The organism is Marmoricola sp. Leaf446, assembly GCF_001424755.1.
In the GTDB taxonomy this organism is placed as follows: Bacteria; Actinomycetota; Actinomycetes; order Propionibacteriales; family Nocardioidaceae; genus Marmoricola.
The window spans coordinates 201,548-226,233 of sequence record NZ_LMRF01000002.1 but is presented as its reverse complement, the minus strand read 5'-3'; the positions used below and the strand labels follow the sequence as shown (position 1 = coordinate 226,233).

Annotated in this window: 27 protein-coding genes; 16 read left to right on the top strand and 11 right to left on the bottom strand. The window is 74.0% G+C overall.

The genetic code is table 11. From position 1 onward, the window contains the following. The first annotated feature begins 12 nt into the window (after positions 1 to 12). The 5 genes from ASG49_RS09110 to ASG49_RS09090 all read left to right on the top strand — a co-directional run bounded on the left by ASG49_RS09110 (position 13) and on the right by ASG49_RS09090 (position 3,654). Positions 13 to 237 carry a DUF6458 family protein gene (locus tag ASG49_RS09110; protein ID WP_056540541.1) on the top strand — a complete coding sequence of 75 codons (225 nt, stop codon included), beginning with the start codon at positions 13 to 15 and terminating at the stop codon, positions 235 to 237. A 90-nt stretch (positions 238 to 327) separates the two neighbouring features. Further along, complete coding sequence (locus tag ASG49_RS09105; RefSeq protein ID WP_082533972.1) at positions 328 to 1,161, top strand: maleylpyruvate isomerase family mycothiol-dependent enzyme; 834 nt, start codon at positions 328 to 330, stop codon at positions 1,159 to 1,161. Next, a complete protein-coding gene (locus ASG49_RS09100; protein ID WP_056540536.1) occupies positions 1,158 to 2,132 on the top strand; it encodes an SDR family NAD(P)-dependent oxidoreductase in 975 nt (324 codons plus the stop codon). The genes ASG49_RS09105 and ASG49_RS09100 overlap by 4 nt, the downstream gene beginning before the upstream one ends. After that, complete coding sequence (locus ASG49_RS18905; RefSeq protein ID WP_056540533.1) at positions 2,129 to 2,629, top strand: GNAT family N-acetyltransferase; 501 nt, start codon at positions 2,129 to 2,131, stop codon at positions 2,627 to 2,629. The genes ASG49_RS09100 and ASG49_RS18905 overlap by 4 nt, the downstream gene beginning before the upstream one ends. 17 nt (positions 2,630 to 2,646) lie before the next feature. Next, on the top strand, positions 2,647 to 3,654 hold the full coding sequence (locus tag ASG49_RS09090; protein WP_056540531.1) for an NAD-dependent epimerase/dehydratase family protein: 1,008 nt from the start codon (positions 2,647 to 2,649) through the stop codon (positions 3,652 to 3,654). 101 nt (positions 3,655 to 3,755) lie between these two features. Here ASG49_RS09090 and ASG49_RS09085 read toward each other — a convergent pair whose 3' ends face one another. From ASG49_RS09085 to ASG49_RS09050, 8 genes are all read right to left on the bottom strand, one after another. Next, entirely contained in the window at positions 3,756 to 4,706 is a 951-nt protein-coding gene (locus ASG49_RS09085) for a hypothetical protein (RefSeq protein ID WP_156384256.1), read from the bottom strand. A gap of 152 nt (positions 4,707 to 4,858) precedes the next feature. Beyond that, positions 4,859 to 5,659 carry an ABC transporter permease gene (locus ASG49_RS09080; RefSeq protein WP_056540525.1) on the bottom strand — a complete coding sequence of 267 codons (801 nt, stop codon included), beginning with the start codon at positions 5,657 to 5,659 and terminating at the stop codon, positions 4,859 to 4,861. Next, positions 5,659 to 6,618, bottom strand: coding sequence for an ABC transporter ATP-binding protein (locus ASG49_RS09075; RefSeq protein WP_056540523.1), 960 nt, complete (start codon positions 6,616 to 6,618; stop codon positions 5,659 to 5,661). Before ASG49_RS09075 ends, ASG49_RS09080 begins: the two co-directional genes overlap by 1 nt. A gap of 64 nt (positions 6,619 to 6,682) precedes the next feature. After that, a complete protein-coding gene (locus tag ASG49_RS09070) occupies positions 6,683 to 8,200 on the bottom strand; it encodes a dihydrolipoamide acetyltransferase family protein (RefSeq protein ID WP_056540520.1) in 1,518 nt (505 codons plus the stop codon). Between the two features lie 40 nt (positions 8,201 to 8,240). Next, on the bottom strand, positions 8,241 to 9,218 hold the full coding sequence (locus tag ASG49_RS09065; protein WP_056540518.1) for an alpha-ketoacid dehydrogenase subunit beta: 978 nt from the start codon (positions 9,216 to 9,218) through the stop codon (positions 8,241 to 8,243). Continuing rightward, positions 9,218 to 10,375: a pyruvate dehydrogenase (acetyl-transferring) E1 component subunit alpha gene (gene pdhA / locus ASG49_RS09060; RefSeq protein WP_082533970.1), complete on the bottom strand. Its 1,158-nt coding sequence runs from the start codon at positions 10,373 to 10,375 to the stop codon at positions 9,218 to 9,220. The genes ASG49_RS09065 and pdhA overlap by 1 nt, the downstream gene beginning before the upstream one ends. 277 nt (positions 10,376 to 10,652) lie before the next feature. After that, positions 10,653 to 11,297: a hypothetical protein gene (locus ASG49_RS09055; RefSeq protein WP_200936261.1), complete on the bottom strand. Its 645-nt coding sequence runs from the start codon at positions 11,295 to 11,297 to the stop codon at positions 10,653 to 10,655. 99 nt (positions 11,298 to 11,396) lie between these two features. Next, the gene (locus ASG49_RS09050) at positions 11,397 to 12,311 is read right to left on the bottom strand and encodes a DMT family transporter (RefSeq protein ID WP_056540515.1); all 915 of its coding nucleotides are present in this window, start codon (positions 12,309 to 12,311) and stop codon (positions 11,397 to 11,399) included. Positions 12,312 to 12,344: 33 nt separating this feature from the next. On the opposite strand from ASG49_RS09050, the gene ASG49_RS09045 reads away from it, so the two are divergent. The 3 genes from ASG49_RS09045 (at position 12,345) to ASG49_RS09035 (ending at position 14,754) form a co-directional block, all read left to right on the top strand. Further along, a complete protein-coding gene (locus ASG49_RS09045) occupies positions 12,345 to 12,851 on the top strand; it encodes an SRPBCC family protein (protein ID WP_056540512.1) in 507 nt (168 codons plus the stop codon). Beyond that, a complete protein-coding gene (locus ASG49_RS09040) occupies positions 12,848 to 13,060 on the top strand; it encodes a DUF2945 domain-containing protein (protein ID WP_056540509.1) in 213 nt (70 codons plus the stop codon). Before ASG49_RS09045 ends, ASG49_RS09040 begins: the two co-directional genes overlap by 4 nt. A gap of 65 nt (positions 13,061 to 13,125) precedes the next feature. Beyond that, entirely contained in the window at positions 13,126 to 14,754 is a 1,629-nt protein-coding gene (locus ASG49_RS09035; RefSeq protein ID WP_082533969.1) for an MFS transporter, read from the top strand. A 75-nt stretch (positions 14,755 to 14,829) separates the two neighbouring features. Here ASG49_RS09035 and ASG49_RS09030 read toward each other — a convergent pair whose 3' ends face one another. Genes ASG49_RS09030 through ASG49_RS09020 form a run of 3 tightly spaced genes read right to left on the bottom strand, consistent with a single transcriptional unit; the run spans position 14,830 to position 17,884 of the window. After that, positions 14,830 to 15,789 (bottom strand): glutathione S-transferase family protein, encoded by a 960-nt coding sequence (locus ASG49_RS09030; RefSeq protein ID WP_056540506.1) that lies wholly within the window; start codon positions 15,787 to 15,789, stop codon positions 14,830 to 14,832. Positions 15,790 to 15,840: 51 nt separating this feature from the next. After that, positions 15,841 to 16,944, bottom strand: a complete 1,104-nt coding sequence (hisC, locus tag ASG49_RS09025; RefSeq protein ID WP_056540503.1) for a histidinol-phosphate transaminase — start codon at positions 16,942 to 16,944, stop codon at positions 15,841 to 15,843. Between the two features lie 10 nt (positions 16,945 to 16,954). Beyond that, positions 16,955 to 17,884 carry a dimethylarginine dimethylaminohydrolase family protein gene (locus ASG49_RS09020; protein WP_056540500.1) on the bottom strand — a complete coding sequence of 310 codons (930 nt, stop codon included), beginning with the start codon at positions 17,882 to 17,884 and terminating at the stop codon, positions 16,955 to 16,957. Between the two features lie 134 nt (positions 17,885 to 18,018). On the opposite strand from ASG49_RS09020, the gene ASG49_RS09015 reads away from it, so the two are divergent. From ASG49_RS09015 to ASG49_RS08980, 8 genes are all read left to right on the top strand, one after another. Next, positions 18,019 to 18,729 carry a GntR family transcriptional regulator gene (locus ASG49_RS09015; protein WP_056540498.1) on the top strand — a complete coding sequence of 237 codons (711 nt, stop codon included), beginning with the start codon at positions 18,019 to 18,021 and terminating at the stop codon, positions 18,727 to 18,729. Between the two features lie 18 nt (positions 18,730 to 18,747). Next, positions 18,748 to 19,131, top strand: a complete 384-nt coding sequence (locus ASG49_RS09010; RefSeq protein WP_056540495.1) for a phage holin family protein — start codon at positions 18,748 to 18,750, stop codon at positions 19,129 to 19,131. Between the two features lies 1 nt (position 19,132). Beyond that, positions 19,133 to 19,642 (top strand): low molecular weight protein-tyrosine-phosphatase, encoded by a 510-nt coding sequence (locus ASG49_RS09005; protein WP_056540493.1) that lies wholly within the window; start codon positions 19,133 to 19,135, stop codon positions 19,640 to 19,642. Positions 19,643 to 19,827: 185 nt separating this feature from the next. Continuing rightward, a complete protein-coding gene (locus ASG49_RS09000) occupies positions 19,828 to 20,829 on the top strand; it encodes a sigma-70 family RNA polymerase sigma factor (protein WP_056540490.1) in 1,002 nt (333 codons plus the stop codon). Between the two features lie 4 nt (positions 20,830 to 20,833). Next, positions 20,834 to 21,436, top strand: a complete 603-nt coding sequence (locus tag ASG49_RS08995) for a maleylpyruvate isomerase family mycothiol-dependent enzyme (protein ID WP_082533968.1) — start codon at positions 20,834 to 20,836, stop codon at positions 21,434 to 21,436. Between the two features lie 58 nt (positions 21,437 to 21,494). Continuing rightward, positions 21,495 to 22,349, top strand: coding sequence for a fructosamine kinase family protein (locus tag ASG49_RS08990; protein WP_056540484.1), 855 nt, complete (start codon positions 21,495 to 21,497; stop codon positions 22,347 to 22,349). A gap of 167 nt (positions 22,350 to 22,516) precedes the next feature. Next, complete coding sequence (locus ASG49_RS08985) at positions 22,517 to 23,227, top strand: response regulator transcription factor (RefSeq protein ID WP_056540481.1); 711 nt, start codon at positions 22,517 to 22,519, stop codon at positions 23,225 to 23,227. A 21-nt stretch (positions 23,228 to 23,248) separates the two neighbouring features. Further along, positions 23,249 to 24,646: a cell wall metabolism sensor histidine kinase WalK gene (locus tag ASG49_RS08980; RefSeq protein WP_056540479.1), complete on the top strand. Its 1,398-nt coding sequence runs from the start codon at positions 23,249 to 23,251 to the stop codon at positions 24,644 to 24,646. Positions 24,647 to 24,686 lie beyond the last annotated feature (40 nt).

Here is a 24,686-nt window from a genome sequence, read left to right as displayed (position 1 = left end):
AAGGAGCACGTCATGGGAATCGGACTCGGAGTCGTCCTGCTGCTGGTCGGACTCATCCTCGCCTTCGACGTCATCACCATCGACGCCGTCAACAACGTGGTCGACACCAACACCCTCGGCTGGATCTTCATCATCGTCGGCGCCCTGGCGATCGTGCTCGCGCTGGTGATGAACGCCCAGCGCAGCCGCACCACCACCCGGGTCGAGGAGCGCCGTCTCGACGACCGCCGCTACTGACCGGCCCACCGCACGCACCGGCCCGTCCACCCTCCCGGGTGGGCGGGCCGAGGTGCGTCACGGGCCGCGCCGACTGCGTATCTTGACCCCATGTCACCTCACCCGCCGGCTGCCCCCAATCCCGCGCTGTGGCGGCTGGTGGAGACCTGGCAGCGGGCTTGCGCGGACTTCCTCGTCCTGGTCCGCAGCCTCGACGAGGCGCAGGGCTCGCTGCCCACCGACCTGCCCGGCTGGGACGTGCACGCCAACGTCGCCCACACCACGCACCTCGAGGCGGTGCTGGCCGGCGCCCCCGAGGACACCGTCGAGGTGCCCGACGCCGCCCACCTGACCAGCCCGACCAGCCGCTACACCGAGCAGGGCGTGCTGGCCCGACGCGGACGCACCCTGGCCGAGCTCGCCGACGAGCTCGAGCAGGCCGTCGCCACCCGCCTCGCCGCGCTCCGCGCCGACCCGCCGACCGACGCGTCCGCCCCGGCGCCGCGTACGCCCGCCGACCAGGGCTGGCCGACCGGGCTGCTGCTGCGCAACCGACCCTTCGACGTCTGGCTCCACGACCAGGACGTACGCCGCGCCGTGGGCCGCCCCGGCGGCTACGACTCCCCCGCCGCCGCCCACACCCTCGACGTGCTCGGCTCGGGCCTGCCGATGGTCGTGGGCAAGCGGGTCGCCCCGTCCCCGGGCAGCACCGTGCGGGTGGTCGTGCCCGACGCCGGCCGTCGCTGGACCCTCGTCGTCGGCCAGGACGGCCGCGCCGTGCCCGGCACCGACGCGGACCCGGCGACCACGACCGTGACCCTGTCCGCCGAGGACCTCGTCGTCCTCGGCGCCGGACGCCGGGGACCCGACCAGGTGCAGGCCCGCGTCGAGGGCGACGTCGCGACCGGGGAGCGGCTGCTGGCCTCGCTGGCGGTGACGCCGTGAGCCCCCGCGGCGACGGCTGGACCCCCGACGACGTCCCCGACCTGACCGGGCGTCGTGCCCTGGTCACCGGCGCGACCACGGGCACCGGCCGCGAGGTCGCGATGACGCTGGCCCGCCACGGCGCCACGCTGGTGGTCGCCGACCGTGACCTCGACGCCCTCGCCGACCTGGTCCGCACCCTCGACGCGGAGGGTGCTCCCCGGCCGGTCGCGGTGCGTCTCGACCTGGCCGACCTCGACTCCGTGCGCGACGCGGCGGGCACGGTGCTGGCCGGGCCCGACGGGCCGCTCGACCTGCTCGTCCTGGACGAGGGCGCCCGGCCCCGGTCGGTCGCCCGGGCGGCCGACGACCTCGATCCCGCGCTCACCGCGCGGTTCCTCGGCCCGTTCGCGCTGACCGGGCTGCTGCTGCCACGGCTGCGCGGGGCCACCCGCGCCCGGGTGGTCACGGTCGTCTCGCCGGCGCACCGGCTCGCGCGCGAGGTGCCGACCGGCCCCGAGGGTGCTCCGGACGCGGGCGACGACCAGCTGCGGCGGCGTACGGCGTGGGCGGCTCCTGCCGAGGCGGCCCTGGCCGCGCTGATGTTCGCCCTCGAGCTCGACACGCGGGCCCGGCAGCACGGGCTGACCACGCTCGACAGCCTCGCGGCCGTGGCCGGGCTCGACGCCTCCGGCGTGCTCGGCGAGGGCGGTCAGGCGCAGGCGCTGACGCAGCGCGCCCGGCGCGGACCCGGGATCCTGCGCGCGGCGCTGGGCGCGGTCGAGCAGCGCAGCGAGCTCGCCCCGTGGCCGGCGCTGATGGCGGCGACCGCCGACCTGCCCGGGTCGACCGTGGTCGGCCCCGGCGGGCCGCTCGGCCTCAACGGCGCCGCCCGCATCGTCAACCCGCCGCAGCGCGCCCGCGACCGCGACGCCCGGTCGCGGCTGTGGGAGCTGGCCGAGGCGGCGACCGGGGTGGAGTACCTCTCGTGACCACCCGGCTGCGCCCGATCGAGCCCGCCGACCACGACGACGTGCTCGGCCTCAACGAGCGCCACGTCGAGCTGACCGCCCCGCTCGACGCTCCCCGGCTGGTCGAGCTGGTGGGGTGGGCCGACCGGGCGCTGGTGCTCGACGCCGACGGGGCGTTCGCCGGGTTCGTGCTGACCTACGCCAGCGGGTCGGCGTACGACGGGGAGAACTTCGGCTGGTTCTCCGCGCGCTACGACGACCTCGCCTACCTCGACCGCGTCGTCGTCCACGAGGACTTCCGGCGGCGGGGGCTGGCGACCCTGCTCTACGACGACGTCGAGGCCCGCTGCGGCCGGCCGGTGATGGCGCTGGAGGTCAACCTCGACCCGCCCAACGAGCCGTCGCTGGCCTTCCACCGGGCCCGGGGCTACGCCGAGGTCGGTCAGCGGGAGTCGGGCGGCCACCTGGTGTCGATGCTGGTCAAGCGACTGGCCCCTGACTTGCCCCGGGAGCCGTGACCAGGGAGGTTGGGACGATGAAGCTGCTGGTCCTGGGAGGGACGCTGTTCCTGTCGCGCGCCGTGGCGGCCGAGGCCGTCGCCCGCGGGCACGAGGTCACCTGCGCCGCGCGCGGCCACTCCGGCGGGGTGCCCGAGGGGGCCACGCTGGTCGCCCTCGACCGCGCCGAGCCCGACTGGTCGGTGCTCGAGGGCGACTGGGACGCCGTCGTCGACATCGCCCGCAGCCCGGGCTGGGTGCGCGACGCGCTCGACCACCTGGTCGACCGGGTGCCGCACTGGGTCTTCGTCTCCACCATCAGCGTGTACGCCGACCACGCCACCCTCCACGGCACCCCGGCCACGCTGCCCCTGCTCGACCCCGTCGGCCCCTCCGACGGGGACGTCGCGCAGGACACCCCCGAGGCGTACGGCGGCGCCAAGGTCGCCTGCGAGCAGCTGGTGCGGCAGCGCGCCACGTCCTCGCTCGTGGTGCGCCCCGGCCTGATCGTGGGCCCCGGCGACCCGACCGGCCGGTTCTCCTACTGGCCCGAGCGGCTGGCCGAGGGTGGCGACGTGCTGGCCCCGGACCACCCCGAGCGCGACGTGCAGCTGATCGACGTGCGCGACCTCGCGACCTTCCTCGTCGACGCGGCCGAGCAGCGCCGCGAGGGCGTCCTGGACGCCACCGGCCGCGTCACCGGGCTCGGCGAGGTGCTCGAGGAGGTGCAGCGCGGTGTCGAGGGCCACGGCCCCGGCTCCCGCGCCACCCTCTTTTGGGCCGCCCCGGCCTTCCTGCGCCGCCACCACGTGCAGCCCTGGTCGGGCCCCCGTTCGCTGCCGCTGTGGCTGCCCGAGGAGATGTCCGGGATGCTCACCCACGACGTCAGCGAGGCCTTCGACGCCGGCCTGCGCACCCGCCCGATCAGCGAGACCGCCGCCGACACGCTGACCTGGCTGCGCTCCGAGCAGGGCCGCGTCACCGTCACCGGCATGACCCGCGCCGAGGAGCAGGAGCTGCTCGACGACTGGCACACGATCGAGTAGGGGCCCGGGCAGTTTCACCGGCTGGCCGGTGAAACTGCCGCGAGTGCCACGGGAGCGCCGCGCGCAGCGGCGTACGACGACGCTGGTGTGGCACTCGATCGTCACGGTGGACCCGGGTCGACCGCGAGCCGCCAGGTCCTCGGGCGTCCCGAGACGCGGGCCCGCTCGACGGCGGCGTGCATCCGGGCCACGACCTTGCCGACGTCGTGACGGTCCCGTCCGACGACGGTGAAGCCCTCGAGCCCCACGGCAGCGAAGCGGTCGTCGCGGTCGAGGTCGATGCCCCTCCGGTCGGCGCGCCGGTGCTCGGCGCCGTCGTACTCCCCGCGCGTGGCCAGCGCTGGGCACAGCAGGTCGGCCTTGCCGACGTAGCGACCGGCGGCGTCGAGGACGGGCCAGTTGCACAGTGGACGTGGGAGCTGGGCGTCGAGCACCCAGACCGTGCGCAGCCAGCTCTCGGCCGGGCTCAGGCTGCGACCGTCGACCAGGAGCAGCGCGGTCCGGACCTGCCACGCGCCGCGGCCCCGGGAGCGGGCGGCGTACGACGCCAACGCCGAGTGCGTGGTGACGCCCGCCGCCAGCACCATGTCGAGCTGCACGATCGCCGCGCGCAGGTCGGCGGCGCGGGCCGCCTCGTCGACGGCCGCACGGACCGGCTCGACGCACGGCACGCCGTGGCGCCGGACGACCTCGCGTGACGACAGCTCCTCCCGGCGCACCACTCCACCCGGCAGCTCCCGCAACCGTCGGGGTGGCGGGACGAGGAGCGGCACGGGCAGGTCGGGCGCGGCGACGTACGCCACCCCGTGGAGGCGCAGCGAGGCCCAGCCCCCGACGGCGCCCTCGGGCGGCAACCGCTGCGCCTGCTCGAGGATGCGCTGCTCCGGCTCGGTCGGGGTGTCGGCCGGCACGTAGAGGCGTGGGGTCGTACGGCGCCACCCCGGCCCGCGGGCCTGGCCCGGCGTCGGCCCGGACACGCCGGCGGGGTCGACCGGGACGGGAAGCACCAGCCCGCGGGGTGGCCGGGCACGAGGTCGGAAGGGTCGGTCCACGGCGGCACCCTCGCCGTCGCGCGCCGCGGCGTACAGGTGGGAGGGGAGGTCTGTGGACGACCGAGTGCCACAGCAGGGCCGTGGAGGCGAGCTGGCCGCGACGCTGGTGCGGCAGTGGGGGCAGTTTCACCGGCCAGCCGGTGAAACTGCCCTCAGCTCACGTCCCGCCGCACCGTCAGCAACGACCCGACACCGGCGAGGAGGGCGGCCCAGGCCGTGAGGACCAGCGCGCCGCCCCACCAGGACAGCCGGACGGAGTCGGGGCCGCTCTCCACCGCGTTGACGATGGCGTTCGTGGCCTCGGTGGGCATGTACGGCGCGATGTGCTCGCGGCCGAACTCGAAGGCGCGGAACGCCAGGCCGAGCAGCGGCTCGACGATCCAGGCGACGCCGACGCCGATCAGCAGCGCGGCCACCTGGTTGGGGATCAGGATGCCGACGCCGAGGCCGATCAGCGCCCACAGCCCGAGCACGAGCAGGCTCAGTGCGAGGGTGCGCAGGATCTCGGTCGAGGGGAACGGGTCCTCGCCGACCAGGTCGAGCCCGATCGCGCCGACGACGACCGAGCCGACCAGGCTCAGCAGGCCGTAGCCGACGCCGATCACCAGCAGCGCGACCACCTTGGCCGCCATCACCCGTGCCCGCCTCGGCTGGGCGAGGAAGGTGGAGGTGATGGTGTGGTGGCGGTACTCCGACCCGATCTGCATCACGCCGATCGTCAGCATCAGCAGGTAGCCGACGCTCAGGCCGCCGGTGTAGACGCTGTTGGCGACCTGCACCGCGTCTCCCCCCGGTACGCCGCCCGGCCCGCCCGCTCCCTCGGGCGCGGAGGTCAGCACCCAGGCGAACAGCCCGGCGAAGACGGCCCCGGCCACCACGACCGCGATCGCCATGCCCCACCACAGCCGGGTGGTGAGGAACTTCAGCAGCTCGGCCCGCACGGCGCTCGCCATCACGCCACCTCCCCTGCACCCGACGCGGCGCCGGGTTGCTCCGACCCGAGGTTGCGGTTGGTGCCCTCGGTCAGCGAGAAGAACAACGACTCGAGGTCGGCGCGGCGCCGGCTCAGCTCCCAGACCGGCAGCCCTGCGGCGTGGGCCGCCTCCCCGACCCGGCGCAGGTCGTCGGTGTGCACCAGCAGCGCGCCCTCCTCCTCGGGGACGGCGGACAGGCCGGCCTGCTCGAGGGCCGCGGCCAGCGCGGTCGGCTCGGAGGTCCGCACCACCACGTGCGCGTCGCCGTCGAGGTCGGCGACCGAGCCCTGCCGCACCAGCCGGCCGTTGGCGATGATGACCACGTCGTCGGCGGTCTGCGCGATCTCCTGGAGCAGGTGGCTGGAGACCAGCACGGTCTTGCCCTGCTCGCGGCTCAGCATCGACAGGAACCCCCGCAGCCAGCGGATGCCCTCGGGGTCCAGGCCGTTGGCCGGCTCGTCGAGCACCAGCACGCGCGGGTCGCCGAGCAGCGCGGCCGCCAGGGCCAGCCGCTGACGCATCCCCATCGAGTAGGCCCCGGCGCGGCGGCGCGCGAAGGCCGGGATGCCGGTCAGCTCGAGCATCTCGTCGACCCGCGTGGCGGGGATGCCCGACGTGGCGGCGAGCACCCGGAGGTGGTCGCGCCCGGAGCGGCCGGGGTGGAAGTTGGTCGCCTCCAGGGCCGCGCCGACCGTGCCGAGCGGGTCGGCGAGGTCGGCGTACGCCTGGCCGTCGATGGTGACGGTGCCCGAGGTCGGGCGCACCAGTCCGAGCGCCATCCGCAGGCTGGTGGTCTTGCCGGCCCCGTTGGGGCCGAGGAAGCCGGTGATGCGTCCCGGCTCCACGGTGAAGGTGAGGTCGTCGACGGCCGTGAAGCCGCCGAACCTCTTGGTCAGGCCCCGGAACTCGACCCGGGCGCCACGCTCGTGCGTGCTCATCTGGTCCCCTGTCCGGACCGCTCCCCCGCGGTCCTCCCGCGCGGCACGTTACGTGAGGGCCTCCTCAGAACAGCAGTGCGGTGGCGGGGTCCTCCATGATCGCCGCGACGTCGGCGAGGAACCGCGAGCCCATCTGGCCGTCGACGTGGCGGTGGTCGAAGGACAGCGCCAGTGTGCAGACGTCGCGGATCTCCAGGCGCTCGTCGGCGCCGGTGCCGACCACCCACGGCTGCCGCCGCGTCGCCCCGAAGCACAGGATCGCGGACTCGCCGGGGTTGATGATCGGGGTGCCCGCGTCGACGCCGAAGACGCCCACGTTGGTGATGGTGAAGCTGCCCCCGGCCATCTCGGCGGGCTGGGTGCGTCCCTCGCGGGCGGTCGCGGTCAGCGCTGCGAGCGCGTCGGCCAGCTCGCGCAGCGTCATCGCGTCGGCGTCCTTGACGTTGGGCACGACGAGGCCCCGCGGGGTGGCGGCGGCGATGCCGAGGTTGACGTAGGACTTGTAGACGACCTCCTGGGCCTGCTCGTCCCAGGTCGAGTTGACCTCGGGCGTACGCCGCACGGCCAGCAGCGCCGCCTTGGCCAGCACCAGCAGCGGGCTCACCTTGACGTCGCGGAAGTCGCGGTGGGCCTTGAGGCGCTCCACCAGCTCGGTGGTGCGGGTGACGTCGACGGTGACCCACTCGGTGACGTGCGGCGCCGAGAAGGCCGAGTCGACCATCGCCTGCCCCATCATCTTGCGCACGCCCTTGACCGGCTCGCGGCGCTCGCGCTCGCCCCGGCCCTGCGCGGGCGCGGGCTCGTACGACGTCCGCACCACCGGCGCCGCGGCGGACGGGCCGCTGGTCGCCCGCTCGACGTCCTCGCGGGTGACAGTGCCCTCGCGGCCGGTGCCGGTCAGCGAGGTCAGGTCGACCCCGAGGTCGCGGGCCAGCTTGCGCACCGGCGGCTTGGCCAGCACGCGGGCCCGCTCGCCCGTGAGCGCCTCCCGCGGCACGAACGCGTCGGCGACGGCAGGCGCGGGCGCCTCGTGCGCAGGCACGGCCGGCTCGTCGGACTCGACGACGTCCTGTGACTGCGCTCCCCCCTGGGAGAAGGCGCCCTGCACCTGCATCTGCGTCGCCGCCGCCGATTCGGTGGCGGGCGACGCGGAGCCGCGGCGGGGGCGGCGTACGGGACCCCGGTCGGCCTTGTTGCGGCCCACCAGGCTCTCGCCCTCGCCGCCGCCGCTGGCGGCCGGGTTGGAGAGGTCGATGACCATGTCGGACACCGGGGCGGGCGGGGTCTCGACCGGCTCGACCGGCGGGGCGGGTGCGGCCGACGGGGCGGAGTCGACCGGCGCAGCGGCGGGATCGCCGATCGCGATGATCGGGGTGCCCACCGGCACCATCTCGCCCTCGGCGGCCAGCAGCGCGGTCACCGTGCCGGCGTACGGCGAGGGCAGCTCGACCAGCGACTTGGCGGTCTCGATCTCCACGACCACGTCGTTGATCTCGACGGTGTCGCCCTCCTTGACGCGCCACGACACGATCTCGGCCTCGGTCAGGCCCTCGCCGACGTCGGGCAGCTTGAACTCGGACATTGCTGTTCCTCTCGGGTCTCGACGGGCTCGACCGACGACGTCAGAAGGCCAGGGAGCGGTCGACGGCGTCGAGCAGCCGGTCGAGGTCGGGCAGGAAGTCCTCCTCGATGCGCGAGGCGGGGTACGGCGTGTCGAACCCGCCGACCCGCAGCACCGGCGCCTCGAGCGAGTAGAAGCACTCCTCGGTCACCCGCGCCGCCACCTCGGCACCCATGCCGAGGTTGACGTGGGCCTCGTGGCACACGACCAGCCGGCCGGTGCGGCGTACGGACTCGAGCACCGGGCCCATGTCGAGCGGCGACAGCGTGCGCAGGTCGATGACCTCCAGCGAGGTGCCGTCGGTGGCGGCGGCCTCGGCGGCGGCCATCGCGGTCTTCACCGTGGGGCCGTAGGCCACCACCGTGGCGTCGGTGCCGCGCCGCACCACCCGGCTGGTGAACAGCGGCTCGGGGGTGGCGGTCTCGTCGAGCTCGGCCTTGTCGGCGTGGTACTGCCGCTTGGGCTCCAGGAAGACCACCGGGTCGTCGCTGGCGATCGCCTGCTGGATCATCCAGTAGCCGTCGACCGGGTTGGAGCACGCGACCACCTTGAGGCCGGGCGTGTGCGCGAACTGCGCCTCCGGGCTCTCGGAGTGGTGCTCGACCGCGCCGATGCCGCCGCCGAAGGGGATCCGGATGACCATCGGCATCGGGGAGCGGCCCTTGGAGCGGTAGTGCATCTTCGCGACCTGGCACACGATCTGGTCGTACGCCGGGTAGACGAACCCGTCGAACTGGATCTCCACCACCGGCCGGTAGCCGCGCAGTGCCAGGCCGACCGCCGTGCCGACGATGCCCGACTCGGCCAGCGGGGAGTCGATGACGCGGTCCTCGCCGAAGTCCTTCTGCAGCCCGTCGGTGATCCGGAAGACGCCGCCCAGCTTGCCGACGTCCTCGCCCATGACCAGGACCTTGGGGTCGTCCTCCATGGCCTTGCGCAACCCCGCGTTGAGGCCCTTGGCCAGCGTGATCCGGCTCATCAGCGTGCCCCCTCGAACGTGTCGAGGTAGGCCGCGTAGCCCTCGCGCTGGTGGCGCAGCTCCTCGGTCTCCTCGGCGTAGACGTGGGCGAAGAGGTCGAGCGCCTTCGGGTCGGCGAGCGCCTTGCAGCCCTCGCGGAGCCGGTGGCCGAGGTCGTCGCCCTCGACCTTGAGGTCGGCCACGAAGTCATCGTCGACCAGGCCGTTGCGCCGCAGGTAGACCTCCAGGCGCGCGATCGGGTCCTTGAGCTTCCAGTGCTCGACGTCGTCGGAGAGCCGGTAGCGGGTGGGGTCGTCGGTCGTGGTGTGGGCGCCCATCCGGTAGGTGTAGGCCTCCACGAGGGTGGGTCCGCTGCCCTCGCGGGCGCGCTGCAGGGCGGCCTGCGTCACGGCGTACGTCGCCAGCACGTCGTTGCCGTCGACGCGGACGCCGGGGAAGCCGAAGCCGAGCGCGCGCTGGTAGAGCGGGATCCGCGACTGTCGCTCGATCGGCTCCGAGATCGCCCACTGGTTGTTCTGGCAGAAGAACACGACGGGCGCGTTGTAGGACGCGGCGAAGATGAAGGCCTCGTTGACGTCGCCCTGCGAGGACGCGCCGTCGCCGAAGTGCGCCACCACGGCGGCGTCGCGGTCGGGGTCGCCGGTGCCGACCGCGCCGTCGCGCTGGATGCCCATGGCGTAGCCGGTGGCGTGCAGCGCCTGCGCGCCGATGACGATCGTGTAGAGCCCGAAGTTGTTCTCGCGCGGGTCCCAGGCGCCGTGGTCGACGCCGCGGAAGAGCCCGAGCAGGTCGAGCGGGTCGACCCCCCGGCACCAGGCGACGCCATGCTCGCGGTAGGTCGGGAAGACGTAGTCCTGGGGGCGCAGCGCGCGACCGGCGCCGATCTGCGCGGCCTCCTGGCCCAGCAGCTGGGCCCAGATGCCGAGCTCGCCGTGGCGCTGGAGCGCGGTGGCCTCGGTGTCGATCCGCCGGGTCAGCACCATGTCGCGGTAGAAGCCGCGCAGCTGGTCGGCCGAGAAGTCGAGGTCGAACTCGGGGTGGTGGGTGCGCTCGCCCTCGGGGGTGAGCAGCTGCACCAGGTCGGGGCCGCCGTCGCGCTGCGAGGGACCGAACACCTCGACGAGATCGGGCCCGAAGGCCTCACGGGACTGGCTCACGCGTCACTCCTGTCTGGGTTGGGCCGACGCCGGGATCACCGGTCCGGCGCCGTGGTCGCCGGCGCCGGGGGTGGCCCGGAGCGTGGCGCAACAGTGCGGGTCCCTGCGGCGACGGTCACGGACGTCGTGGTGGGACGGGTGTGACCGGGACCACAGGAGCGCCGTCAACCTACCGGCCCCCGGTGACGCTCGCCAAACCGCCCCGCGGACGCACGACGGCCGCCGTCCCGGAGCGGGACGACGGCCGTGCGAGAGGTGCGGTGCGGCGCGGTGCAGGTCAGACGACCCGCTCGGCGGCGCGGTCCACGCGACGGTGGTAGCGCTGCCCGACCTTGCCGCCGGCCATGGCGGCCAGCAGGGTGCCGAGCAGCACGGCGATCCCGACCACGATGCCGGCGGTGGTCACGTCGCCGGCGCTCGGCAGGCCGATGCGCGGCACGTCGACGCGGTCGAGCACGTTGTACTGGTCGCCCGCGACGGCGGCCAGCGCGGCAGCGGCCACGGTGACGACCAGGGCGATGACCCAGACGAGCAGGCCCTGGCGGCCGCCGTCGAAGCGCGACATCCGCCCGGCGACGTAGCCCCCGGAGTAGTAGGCGATCAGCAGCACCACGAGCAGCGCGATCGCCGCCCCCAGTCCGATGGTCTCGGCGTTGTTCTCCGCGTCGGTCTGGGTGAAGGTGCCGGAGTAGCCGACGGCCGTCGCGATCGCCGCGAGGATGCCGGTCAGCAGCACGGTCATGCCGACGGCGACCATCCAGCCGAAGAAGGCGGCTCCGAGGTTGGCACCCCCGAACTTCTCGCGCGCGTGGGTGTCGTCGCGGCGTACGTCGCCCTCGCGCACCCCGTCACGGACCCCCTGCTCGTAGGCGTGCTCGCGCTCGCCGTCCACCGGTTCGTGCTTGCGTCCGAAGCTGGCCATGGTTCCTCCTGCGACTGCCCCCCGGGCGAGGGAGTTCGCCCGGTTCCAGGGTGCCCCCTGGGGCGGGTGTGAAACGAGAGCGACGCGCGCACGGAGGCCTCACGGGGCGGGCACGGCCCGGGGACCCCGGGTCGCCGCCGCCACCGCGGCGATCGTCACCACCAGGCCGACCAGCTCGCGCACCCCCAGGGTCTCGCCCAGCACGACCCAGGCCATCACGGCCGTCACCGGCGGCATCACGAAGAACACGCTGGCCGCGGCGCCGGCCCCGCGCGCCCGCACCAGCAGGCCCAGCAACCCGAGGCCGACGATGGAATTGACCACCGCGAGCAGCAGCACCGCGACGGCGGCGTCGACCGGGTCACGGACCACGTCGGTGCCCTCGGTCGCCAGCGCGAGCACGAGCAGGGGCGGGCCGCAGACCCCGAACTGCACGGCGGCCGACCACAGCGGGTCGGGCGCGTGGCCGATCCAGCGCTGGCCGAGCGTGCCGAGGCTCAGCCCGAGCACGCTGAGCACCGCCCACGCCACCGCGACCGGCCCGCCCGCCTGGTCGAGGTCGGGGCCGAGCACGAGCAGCACCCCGCCGACCCCCACGACGAAGCCGAGCACCTGCACCGGCCGCAGCCGCTCGTGCAGCAGCGCGGCGGCCAGCACCGCGGTCAGCACCGGGCTGAGGGAGTGCAGCAGCGCACCGAGGGTGGCGCCGAGGCCGCGCTCGAACGCGAGGTACATCGCGGCGAACTGCACGCCGTTGAGGACCAGCCCGGTCGCGGCCATCCGCAGCAGGTCACCGCGCGGCACCTCCAGCGGCCCGCGCAGCGCGCGGGCCAGCGCCCAGGCGAGACCCGCGGCCAGCAGGAAGCGGAACGCGACCAGCATCAGCGGGTCCATCGCCTCGACGCCGAAGGGGCCCACGATGTAGCCCGAGGACCAGATCACGACGAACGCCGCCGCCGGCACGAACGGCAACCGCCCCTGGTTGGGGGTCGGGGCCGTCGTCCGGGAGGTCATCGTCGGTCACGCTACGGCTGCTTGACTCAGCCCATGACCTCCCCGTCCGGACAGGACAGCAGCGACCACCCCCGCGTCGTGAGCGGCTCGATCGACGTCGACGCGCCCCCGGCGACGGTCTTCGCCATCCTCGCCGACCCCCGCCAGCACCCGCGCATCGACGGGTCCGGCTCGCTGCGCGGCTCGATCTCGGGCCCCGACCGCCTCACGCAGGGGGCGCACTTCGGGATGGACATGGTGCTGTTCGGTCTGCCCTACAAGATCCGCAACACCGTGGTCGAGCTCGAGGAGGACCGGCGGATCGCCTGGCGGCACTTCGGCGGACATCGGTGGCGCTACGTGCTGGAACCCACCGCGCGGGGTACGCGCGTGACCGAGTCGTTCGACTACAGCCGCTACGGGCTCCTGCCCCGGCTGTTCGTCGAGCTGGCCGGCTTCCCCGGGCGCAACCGACGCGGCATCGCCGGGACGCTGGTCGAGCTCAAGCACGCCGCCGAGCACGACGCCGGCTCCACCCGACCGAGAGGACAGCAGCCATGAGCATCCGCAAGGGATCCACCGTCACCTGGAAGTGGGGGGACAACGAGGCCGAGGGCAAGGTCACCGAGGTCCACCACGAGAAGGTCACCCGCAAGTCCAAGGGCAGCGAGATCACCCGCAACGGCACCGACGACGACCCGGCGTACGTCATCGAGCAGGAGGACGGCACCACCGTGCTGAAGCTCAAGAGCGAGGTCGAGCAGGGCTAGGTGTGGGCGGCGGGTCCTAGGCTCGCTCCGGGGTCGTTGACCCCGTCAACGATGCAGGAGCACGCATGAGCCAGGACACCACCGCCGAGCGACCCGCACCGGGCACCGGACGCCACGTCGCGACCCCGGCCCGCGACCCCAAGTGGTGGACGCTGGTAGCCGTCTGCACGGGCGTGTTCATGCTGCTGCTCGACATCACCATCGTGAACGTCGCGCTGCCCGACATCCAGCGCGAGCTCGACGCGTCGCTGTCCGACCTGCAGTGGGTCATCGACGCCTACGCGCTGAGCCTGGCGGCGCTGCTGCTCACCGCCGGCTCCCTGGCCGACCTGTTCGGGCGGCGACGGGTCTTCGTGATCGGGGTGGTGCTGTTCACCCTCGGCTCGATCGCCTGCGGCGCCGCGCAGGACATCACGCTGCTGACGGTCTCACGCGCGTTCCAGGGCATCGGCGGCGCGGCGATGTTCGCGACCGCCCTGGCCCTGCTCGCGAGCGCCTTCCACGGCAAGGACCGCGGCACCGCGTTCGGCGTCTTCGGTGCCGTCACCGGTGTGGCCGTCGCGATCGGCCCGGTGCTCGGAGGCGTCCTGACGAGCGGGCTGTCGTGGCGCTGGATCTTCTTCGTCAACATCCCGATCTGCCTCGTCGCGATCGGTGTCACGGTGCTCAAGGTGCAGGAGTCCAGGAACCCCCACGCCGGCCGCCCCGACTGGATCGGCTTCGTGACCTTCTCCCTCGCGCTCGGTGCGCTCGTCTACGGCCTGATCGAGGCCGGCCAGAAGAGCTGGGGCGCCCAGGTGGTCGTGGTCTCGCTGGTCACCGCGGCCGTGCTGCTGGTGTTGTTCGTGGTCAGCCAGCTGCGCCAGCAGCACCCGATGTTCGACCTGACCCTGCTGCGCAAGCCCACCTTCGTCGGCGGCCTGGTCGCGGCGTTCGGGGTCTCGGCGTCGATCTTCTCGCTGCTCACCTTCCTGGTGATCTACGTCCAGAACGTCCTCGACTACTCCGCCGTGCAGACCGGCGTGCGCTTCCTGTTCCTCTCGGGCGCCTCGTTCGTGGCCGCCGCCGTGGCGGGCCGGCTGACCGAGAAGGTGCCGGTGAAGTGGCTGATCGGGCCCGGCTTCCTGGTCCTGGGGGTCGGGCTGCTGCTGCTCCTCGGCATCGAGGTCGACTCGTCCTGGACCCACCTGATCCCGGGGCTGACCGTCGCGGGTGTGGGCATCGGCATGATCAACCCGCCGCTGGCCTCGACGGCCGTGGGCGTCGTCGCGGTCGAGCGCTCCGGCATGGCCAGCGGCGTCAACTCGACCTTCCGCCAGGTCGGCATCGCCACCGGCATCGCCGCGCTCGGCTCGATCTTCGGCCGCCAGGTCGCCGACGCCGTGCGACCGAGCCTCGAGGGCCAGGTCCCGGGGGCCGCGCTCGAGCCGCTCACCGCCGCGCTCTCGGGCGGCCAGGTCAACGCTGCCGCGCAGGGCGCCCAGGCCGCGGCCGCCCAGGACGGCGGCGCGAGCGCCGGCCAGCAGGCCTTCGACCTGGTCACCCGGGTCGGCACCTCGGGCGTCGTGGACGCCCTCAACCACATCACCGCGATCGCGGCAGCGCTGGCCTTCGTCGCCGGCGTGCTGTGCCTGGTGCTGATCCGACAGCAGGACTTCGTGGTGCGCGGCGGCCCGCGCCCGCCGGCGGAGTGACGCGCTGCTCGCGCCGAGTCGTGAGGGTGAGAGGGCGCCCTGGCGCCCTCTCACGCACACGACTCCAACGGGGGGTCAGCCGAGGCGTTCCCGGTCGTGGGGGGTGAGCCAGACCGACTCGTCGGGGCCCTTGGGCACGATGCCGCTGGGGTTCACGTCGGTGTGGACGACGTAGTAGTGCGCCTTGATCTGCGCGAAGTCGGTGTTCTCGCCGAAGCCGGGCTGCTGGAACAGGTCGCGGGCGTAGCCCCACAAGTTCGGCAGCTCGGTCAGCTTCTGGCGGTTGCACTTGAAGTGGCCGTGGTAGACCGCGTCGAAGCGGGCCAGCGTGGTGAACAGCCGGACGTCGGCCTCGGTGATGCTCGACCCCATCAGGTAGCGACGGTCGGCCAGGCGGTCCTCCAGCCAGTTCATCGCCGCCCACAGCCGGTCGTAGGCCTCGTCGTACGCCTCCTGGGAGCCGGCGAAGCCGCAGCGGTAGACGCCGTTGTTGACCTCGGTGAAGACGCGGTGCATCACCTCCTCCATCTCGTCGCGGACCTCGGCGGGCCACAGGTCGGGCGCGCCCGCACGGTGGTGCTCGGTCCACTCGAAGAACAGGTCGTGGGTGATCCACGGGAAGTCGTTGGTGACGACCTGGCCGGTCGGGACGTCGACGATCGCCGGCACGGTGATGCCGCGCGGGTAGTCGGGGTAGCGCTCGAAGTAGGCCTGCTGCAGCCGCTCGATCCCGAGGACGGGGTCGACGCCGCCCTCGTCGAGGTCGAAGGTCCAGCTGCGCTGGTCGTGGGTCGGGCCGGTCAGGCCCAGCGAGATGACGTCCTCGAGGCCGAGCAGCTGGCGCACGATGATGGCGCGGTTGGCCCACGGGCAGGCCTTGGCGGCCACCAACCGGTAGCGGCCGGGCTCGACCGGCCACTGCGGCGGGTCGGAGCCCTCGGCGGGCTCGCGCACGATCCGGTCGGGGATGTAGTTCATGTCGCGGTCGAAGGACTTGCCCTGCTCGACGTAGGTGCCGCCGGTCTCGTCTGCCATGCCCCCATGTTCCCGGATGGGAGAAGGTTCAACCGCCTGGGTGCGGACCGGCTACTCCGGGGCCGGGCCGCCGGCCTGCCAGGCCGCCGTCACCTCGAGGAGGACGTCGTTGCCCTCGGGCTCGCCGATGCTGACGCGCACGCCGTCGCCGGCGAAGGGCCGCACCGAGATGCCGGCCTGCTCGCCCGACGCCGCGAACTCCAGGGAGCGGTCCCCGAGCGGGAGCCAGACGAAGTTGCCCTGGGCCTCGGGCACCTCCCAGCCCTGCCGGGCCAGCGTGTCCACGACGCGGGTGCGCTCGGCGACGAGGGCGTCGACGCGCTCGAGCAGCGCCTCCTCAGCGTCGAGCGAGGCGACGGCCGCGGCCTGGGCGACGCTCGAGACGCCGAAGGGCAGGGCGCACGCACGCACCGCCGCCGCCACGTCCGGGTGGGCGACGAGGTAGCCGACGCGGAAGCCGGCCAGCCCGTAGGCCTTGGCGAAGGTGCGCATCACCGCGACGTTGGCGTGCTCGGCGGCCAGCGCGAGCGCGTCCACGGGGTCCTCGTCGCGGACGAACTCGCGGTAGGCCTCGTCGACGACGACCAGCACGTGCGGGGGCACCTGGGCCACGAAGTCGCGCAGCTCGGCGTCGCTGACGGCGGTGCCGGTCGGGTTGTTGGGCGTGCACACGACCACCACCCGGGTGCGGTCGGTGACCGCCGCCGCCATCGCGGCGAGGTCGTGACGACCGGCCGCGGTGACCGGGACCCGCACCGAGGTGGCGCCGTTGGCCGACACCGCGATCGGGTAGGCCTCGAACGAGCGCCAGGCGTAGACGACCTCGTCGCCGGGCTCGCAGAACGCCTGCAGCAGGTGGTAGAGCACCGCCACCGAGCCGGTGCCGGCGGCGAGCTGCTCCGGGGCGACGCCCAGCTTGTCCGACAGCGCGGCGTACAGCGCCGTGTTGCCCATGTCGGGGTAGCGGTTCATCCGCGCCACCGCGGCGTGCGCCGCCTCCACCACGCCCGGCAGCGGTGGGTAGGGGTTCTCGTTGGAGGAGAGCTTGAAGACCTGCTGGCCGGGTCGCGGCGTCGGCGGCTTGCCCGCGACGTACGCCGGGATGGCGGCGATCGTCGTGCGGGGGGATGGTGCCGTGTCGTGGGGGGTGCTCACCCGCAGGACTCTAGGACGGCAGCACGACGCTGCCCCCGGGGACCGGTCGCAGGTCCCGGCCGAGGCGTACGTCGAGGGGGTTGGTCAGGCACCGCACCGCGCCGCCACCCTTCAGCAGCTCGGAGACGTCGACCACGACGACGTCGAAGCCCCACTCCTCCAGTTGCGCGCGCACCCGGTCGGGGCAGGCCGGCATCACCACGGTGCGGCCCACCACCACCGAGTTGGCGCAGAAGGTCATCGCCTCGGCCTCGGTGAGCACGAGCGGCTCGGGCACGAGGTCCAGCAGCGCGGCGGCCGAGGCCTCGTCGTACGCCGCGGGGCAGACCATCGCCCGGGTGTCGTCGAGCGGGCAGAAGCCGAGGTCCATGTGGTACATCCCCGGGTGCACGATGCGGAACCCGCGGACCGTGGTGCCGAGCTCGGTCGCGAGGTGCTTGAGCGCCAGCTCCTCGGTGCGGGGGCCGTAGCCGACGACCAGGTCCCCGCGCCAGGCGAAGGCGTCGCCGGCCTCGAGGTGGGCGCCGACGCCGTCGCGGCCGGTGCGCTGGGTGGTGGCGCCGTGGTCGGCCCACCAGCGCTCGGCGGCCGGGGTCTCCATCCGCCGCTCGGCGTAGCGCATGTGGGACAGCACGACGTGGGGCGAGCCGTCCTCACGCTCGAGCGCCAGCCCGAGGTTCATCGCGTAGACCATGTCGGGCGCCTCGGCGAGCTGGCCGAGCACCTCCACGGTGGCGCCGGCGGCCTCGATGGCGGCCACCATCGCGGCCCACTGCTCGCGGGTGCGGACCGGGTCGGGCTGGTCGTCGAGGTGCATGAACGGGTTGATCGCGTAGTCGATGCGGAAGTGGTCGGGCGAGACCGCGAGGTAGCGGCGACCCCAGGGCAGCGGCTGGGTCGGGACGGGCTGGTCGGGCAGGGTCTCGGGGCGCGTGCTCATGGGGCCTCCTCGGCGGTGCGGGGCATCAGCAGGTGACGCCGATCACGTATTGACTGATTGTCGGACAATCTCAGCACCAGTGTGACCTACAGGGGTGTGCTTCGCCAAAGAACTCGCGCGATGATGGGGGTCCCATGTCGGCCACCTCGCGCGAAGGCGCCCCGCCCAGCCCGTTCGCGGGCCTGCGGATCGAGCCGATGACCACGGTCGAGCGGGTCGCCGAGGAGCTGCGCCGCTCGCTGTTCGAGGGCGAGCTCGAGCCCGGCACCCCGCTGCGCGAGGTGGCGATCGCCGACGCGCTGGGGGTCTCGCGCTCGACGGTCCGCGAGGCGCTGGGCGTGCTCGTCGCCGAGGGCCTGGCCGACCGGTTGCCCAACCGCGGCACGCAGGTGCGCCGCCTCGACAGCGCCCAGGTCGCCGACGTCTGCCGGGCCCGGGTGGTGGTCGAGAGCGCCGGCGTACGCCGCTGGCCCGACGCCTCCGAGGAGGAGCGGCAGGAGCTGCGCGACGCGCTGGCCGGCTACTCCGACCTGCGGGGCAGCGACTGCACCACCGCAGAGTTCGTGGCCGCCCACCTGCGGATCCACCGGGCGCTCGCCGGGCTGGCCGGGTCGAGCCGGCTGCTGGCCTTCGTCGACGGGCTGCACGCCGAGGTCCGGCTCGCGCTCGCCGAGGTCGACCGTGCCCGCGGCAACGCCGCCGAGCAGGTGCACTCCCACAGCCACCTGCTCGACCTGCTCGAGGCCGGCGACACCGAGGCCGCGGCCGCCGAGCTGGCGGCGCACCTCGAGGAGGCCGAGGAGTCGATGACCGACGAGGTCGAGCGGCGGCTCCGGGCGGAGTAGGCCTCTACGCTCACCGGCATGAGGTTCCTGCTCTTCGTCATCGCCAACGCGCTGGCCGTCGGCGCGGCGGTGTGGCTGTTCGAGGGCATCACCCTGCCCACCCCCGACGACACCACGCTGGCGGTCGAGCTGCTCGTCGTCGGCGTCATCTTCGGCGTGGTCAACGCGGTCGTGCGGCCCGTCGTACGGCTCCTGTCGCTGCCGCTGATCGTGCTGACGCTCGGCCTGTTCTGGTTCGTCGTCAACGCCGCGATGCTGCTGCTCACCAGCGCGATCTCCGACGCCGTGGGGCTCGACTTCCGCGTCGACGGGTTCGGCACCGCGCTGCTCGGGTCGATCGTGATCTCGCTGGTGAGCCTGCTGGTCAACGCCGTGCTGCCCGACCCCGAGCGGCGGCGCTGAGGTGGCCGCACCCGCGCTGCCGCCGCCGCTGGGCGCGCCGTACCGGATCGGGTTCGTGTGCCTGGGCAACATCTGCCGCTCCCCCATGGCCGACGTCGTGATGACCTCGCTGGTCGCCGACGCGGGTCTCGCCGACCGCGTGGCGGTGCGCAGCAGCGGCACCGGCGGCTGGCACGTCGGCCAGCCGATGGACGAGCGCGCGGCGGCCCGGCTGACGCGGTCGGGGTACGACGCGACCCGCCACCGGGCCCAGCAGCACGACGACACCTGGGCCGGGCTCGACCTCGTGCTCGCCATGGACGCCGCCAACCTCGCCGAGATCGGCGGGGAGTCCGACCGGGTCCGGCTGTTCCGCTCCTTCGACCCCGAGGTGGACGCCGGCCCGGCACCCGACGTGCCCGACCCCTACTACGGCGGCGACGACGGCTTCACCGACGTCCTCGCCATGGTCGAGCGCACCTGCGCCGTCCTGGTCGACGGCCTCCTGGGGCTCGACCCGACCCGCATGTAACGCGGAGTTATCGCGTCTGAACAAGGGCTGTGCGGGCGATTTGTCTGCTGTAACACCGCGTTACATGTCGTACGCCGGCCGTACGCCGGCCCGCCGGCACCCACCGCCGCCCACCGACCGATGAGTTCGGGGGTGCCGCGGAGTCTCCTCCCCTGCCTACAGTTGGACCCTCTGGAGGAGGACCCATGACCCAGCTCCACGACCGCGTGCCGACGGCTGACTTCCCCGAGGTGGCCGACCGCTACCGCCGCGAGCTGACCGCGCACTGCTACCGGATGACCGGGTCGGTGTACGACGCGGAGGACATGGTCCAGGAGACCTACCTGCGGGCCTGGAAGGCGTTCGACGACTTCGAGGGGCGCTCGTCGGTCCGCACCTGGCTCTACCGGATCGCCACCAACGTCTGCCTCACCAACCTCGAGGGCCGGGGACGACGGCCGCTGCCGACCGGCCTGGGGATGCCCGACTCCCAGGCGCGCGACGAGCTGGTCACCGCCGACGAGGTGCCGTGGCTGCAGCCGATGCCCGACGTGATGGTCGACGTCGCCAACGTCGACCCCGCCGAGGTGGTCGGCAACCGCGACGCGATCCGGCTCGCCTTCGTGGCCGCTCTCCAGCACCTGCCTCCCCGCCAGCGCGCGGTGCTCGTGCTCCGCGACGTGCTGCGCTGGACCGCCAAGGAGACCGCCGCCGCGCTCGACACCACGGTCGCCGCGGTCAACAGCGCGCTGCAGCGGGCCCACGCCCAGCTCGCCGAGAAGCAGCTCAGCGAGGGCACCGTCGAGGACACGCTGACGCCGGAGCACGAGCAGATGCTCGAGCGCTACGTGCAGGCCTTCTGGGCCAAGGACGTCGACGCGCTGGTGACGATGCTCGCCGCCGACGCCGTCTGGGAGATGCCGCCCTTCACCGGCTGGTACCGCGGCGCCGAGACGATCGCGGAGCTGATCGAGCACAACTGCCCCGGCGGGGCGCACGACATGCCGATGCTGCGGACGTCGGCCAACGGGCAGCCGGCGTACGGCCTCTACATGCGCACCCCCGAGGGCGACTTCCGGCCCTTCCAGCTGCAGGTGCTGCAGCTGGTCGACGGCCGGGTGCGGCACGTGGTGGCCTTCTTCGAGGACGGCCTGTTCGAGACCTTCGGGCTGCCCGCCACGCTGCCCGCGTCGTACGCCGCCGGCTAGGGCCGTGCCCACGCTCTCGGCGCCGCGTGCCCTCGCGGTGCTCGACGCTGCTGTGGTCTGGACCCACGACCGCCTCCAGGCGGCCCGCACCGCCGACGCGGGCCTGCCCACGCCGTGCGCCGGCTGGGACCTCGGCGACCTCCTCGTCCACATGGAGGACTCGCTCGCGGCCCTCGCCGAGGCGGCCCTGGGCCGGGTCGCGCTCGACGCCCTGCCGTCGACGGTGGGCCGCGATCCCGCGGTGCTGGTCGAGCGGGTCGTACGCCGCGCCTGCGACCTGCGCGCCCGCTGGCAGGTCCTCCCCGCCGGCGGCCCCGTCGAGGTCGACGTGCTGGCGCTCGACCGCGACACCCTCGCCCTGGTCGGGGCGCTCGAGGTGACCGTGCACGGCTGGGACGTCGCCGCCGCCGTCGGTCCTGCGCCCCGTCCGCCGGAGGACCTGGCCGCCCGGCTGCTCCCGGTCGCCCGCCACGCCGTGCCGGAGGGCGAGCGCGGCCGCCGGTTCGGGCCGGCCATGGTCCCGGCCGACTCCTCCGCGGCCGCCCGGCTGCTGGCGCACGTCGGGCGCGACCCGGGCTGGAGCGCGGGCGCCCCGCCTCGCTCCTGACGGGTGGCCGCCGCCGGTCGGCGTGGCGGCGCTTGGCCCGGCTCGGCACCCTGGGGGCATGGCACGCAGCCGAGGGGTCGCCGACCTCGTGGAGCGGCTGCTCGGCACCCCGGTCGCGGCGACCACGCCGGTCGCCGGGGGCGACACCTGCGTGACGACCCGCGTGCGGCTCGGGGACGGCCGGTCCGCGCTGGTGAAGACCCGGTCCGGGGCGCCGGAGGACTTCTTCGCAGCCGAGGCGCGCGGGCTGCGGTGGCTGGCCGAGCCCGACGTCGTGCCCGTCGCCGAGGTCCTCGCCGTCGACCACGACTGCCTCGTCGTCGCCTGGGTCGAGCCCGGCCGCCCGAGCCCCGAGGCGGCCGCCGACCTCGGCCGTGGCCTGGCCCTGCTGCACGCGAGCGGTGCCGAGGGGTTCGGGGCCGGGCAGGACGGCTTTGTCGGCGCACTGCCGCTGCCCAACCGGCCCGTCCCCACCTGGCCCGAGTTCTTCGCGGTCCGACGGGTGCTTCCCTACCTCAGGGTGGCGGTCGACCGCGGCCACGTCGAGCCCCGCGACGCGGCGGCCGTCGAGGGCGTCGTACGCCGGATCGAGCAGCTCGCCGGACCCACCGAGCCGCCCGCCCGGCTCCACGGCGACCTGTGGTCGGGCAACGTGGTCTGGGGCACCGAGCGCGCCCACCTGATCGACCCCGCCGCCCACGGCGGCCACCGCGAGACCGACCTGGCGCTGCTCGCCCTCTTCGGCGCACCCCACCTCGACCGCCTGGTCGCGGCGTACGACGAGGAGCGGCCGCTCGCCGACGGCTGGCGCGACCGCCAGCCGCTCCACCAGCTGTTCCCGGTGCTGCTCCACGCCGCGATGTTCGGCGGGGGGTACGGCGCCCGGGCCGGTGAGCTCGCGCGGCGGCTGTGAGGGCGGCCGCGTCGTCGTCGGTTTCACAGGGGACCTAGTGAAACTGCTGCTTCCCGTTGTGAACTTCGACCGGGAAGCGGGAGCTTCACAGGGGACCCTGTGAAACCAATCAACCGACCGGCCGCGCGTCTCAGCGAGCACTCAGGCCCTGGTGGCACCCTGGTGCCGTGACACCGGACAGCCTTGCCTCCCGCCAGCACGTGCTCGTCGTCGAGGACGACCGGGCGGTCCGGGAGTCGCTGCGGCGGTCGCTGGAGTTCAACGGCTACCAGGTCTCCACCGCCTCCGACGGGGCCGAGGCGCTGGCCGGGATCAGCGGCACCAACCCCGACGCCGTGGTGATGGACGTGATGATGCCGCGGCTCGACGGGCTGGAGACCACCCGCGCCCTGCGCAAGGTCGGCAACAGCGTGCCGATCCTGGTGCTGACCGCCCGCGACGCCGTGGGCGACCGGGTCGAGGGGCTCGACGCCGGGGCCGACGACTACCTCGCCAAGCCGTTCGCGCTCGAGGAGCTGCTCGCCCGGCTCCGGGCGCTGCTGCGGCGGGTGACACCGGCCGAGGGCGAGGCCGACGAGACGCTGGCCTTCTCCGACCTGAGCATGGACCTCGCCTCGCGGGAGGTACGCCGCGGCGCCCGCCTCATCGAGCTGACCCGCACCGAGTTCTCGCTGCTCGAGCTGTTCCTGCGCCGGCCGCGCCGCGTGCTCGAGCGCTCGTTCATCCTCGAGGAGGTGTGGGGCTTCGACTTCCCCACCACCGCCAACAGCCTCGAGGTCTACGTCGGCTACCTGCGCCGCAAGACCGAGGCCGAGGGGGAGGCCCGGCTGCTGCACACCGTGCGCGGCGTGGGCTACGTGCTGCGCGAGGCGCCCTGATGGAGACGTCGTGATGTCCCGATGAGCTTCCTGGTGCCGCTGCGCTACCGCCGCTCGCTGGCCGGCCGCGTCACCCTGCTGACCACGATCGCGGTGGGCCTGGCCGTCACCGGGGTGGCGTTCGCGGCGTACGCCACGGTGCGGATGCAGAGCCTGTCCAGCCTCGACGAGTCGCTGCGGTCGCGAGCCGCGCAGGCCGCCCACACCGACACCCTCGAGGAGCTCCAGCGCCAGCGCGTGCCCGCCTGGGCGCTCGGTGCGGCCGACGTGAAGATCCTGTTCCTCGACGCCCAGACCAACAAGATGCGCACCACCAACGGCGCGGTGCAGGCCAGCACCCGCATCTACAGCCCCGAGGCCGACGTGGCGCTGGGCAAGCGGCCGTGGTCGGCGCGCACGGTGCTCATCGAGTCCGAGCGCTACCGCGTCGTCGCGGTGCCCGCGCAGCCCGGGGAGTCGCTGATCCTGGCGCAGTCCCTGCAGCCCACCGACCGGATGCTCGACCGGCTGGGCCTGGTGATGCTGCTGTTCGGCATCGCCGGCATGGTCACCGCGGGCCTCGCGGGGTGGGCGGTCGCGCGCAACGGCCTGCGTCCCGTACGCCGCCTCACCACCGCCGTCGAGCAGATCGCCCGCACCGAGCGGCTGAACCCGATCACCATCGAGGGCAACGACGAGGTGGCCCGGCTCGCGGTGGCGTTCAACTCGATGCTGACCGCGCTGTCGGCCTCCCAGACGCGGCAGCGCCAGCTCGTCGCCGACGCCGGCCACGAGCTGCGCACGCCGCTGACCTCGCTGCGCACCAACCTCGACCTGCTGGCCCAGGCCGACGCCAGCACCCACCTGTCGGCGGAGTCGCGGGCCGAGCTGTTGGCCGACGTACGCGCCCAGATCGCGGAGATGACCACCCTCATCGGCGACCTCACCGAGCTCGCCCGTGAGGACCCCGCCACCCCCGCGGTGGAGCCGGTGGAGCTGGCGGCCGTGGTCGGCCAGGCGGTCACGCGCGTGCGCCGCCGCACCACCACCGTCTCCTTCGACGTCCGCACCGAGCCCTGGTGGGTCACCGGCGACGCGGCCGCCCTGGAGCGCGCCGTGACCAACCTGCTCGACAACGCCGCCAAGTGGAGCCCCCCGGGCGCCACCGTGACCGTCGAGCTGCACGAGGGCACCGTGATGGTCGCCGACCAGGGTCGCGGCATCTCCCCGGGCGACCTGCCCCACGTCTTCGAGCGCTTCTACCGCTCCGCGGAGTCGCGCACCATGCCCGGCTCGGGCCTCGGCCTGTCCATCGTCAAGGCGGTCGCGGACCGCCACGGCGGGCAGGTGACGGCCGGCACCGCGCCCGACGGGGGCGCGGCGTTCTGGTTCAGCGTGCCCGGCACCATGGCCCCGCCCGAGGTCTTGGCGCGGTCGTAGGGGGTTCCAAGCGCCCTCTCAGGGTGGCCTCCCAGACTGG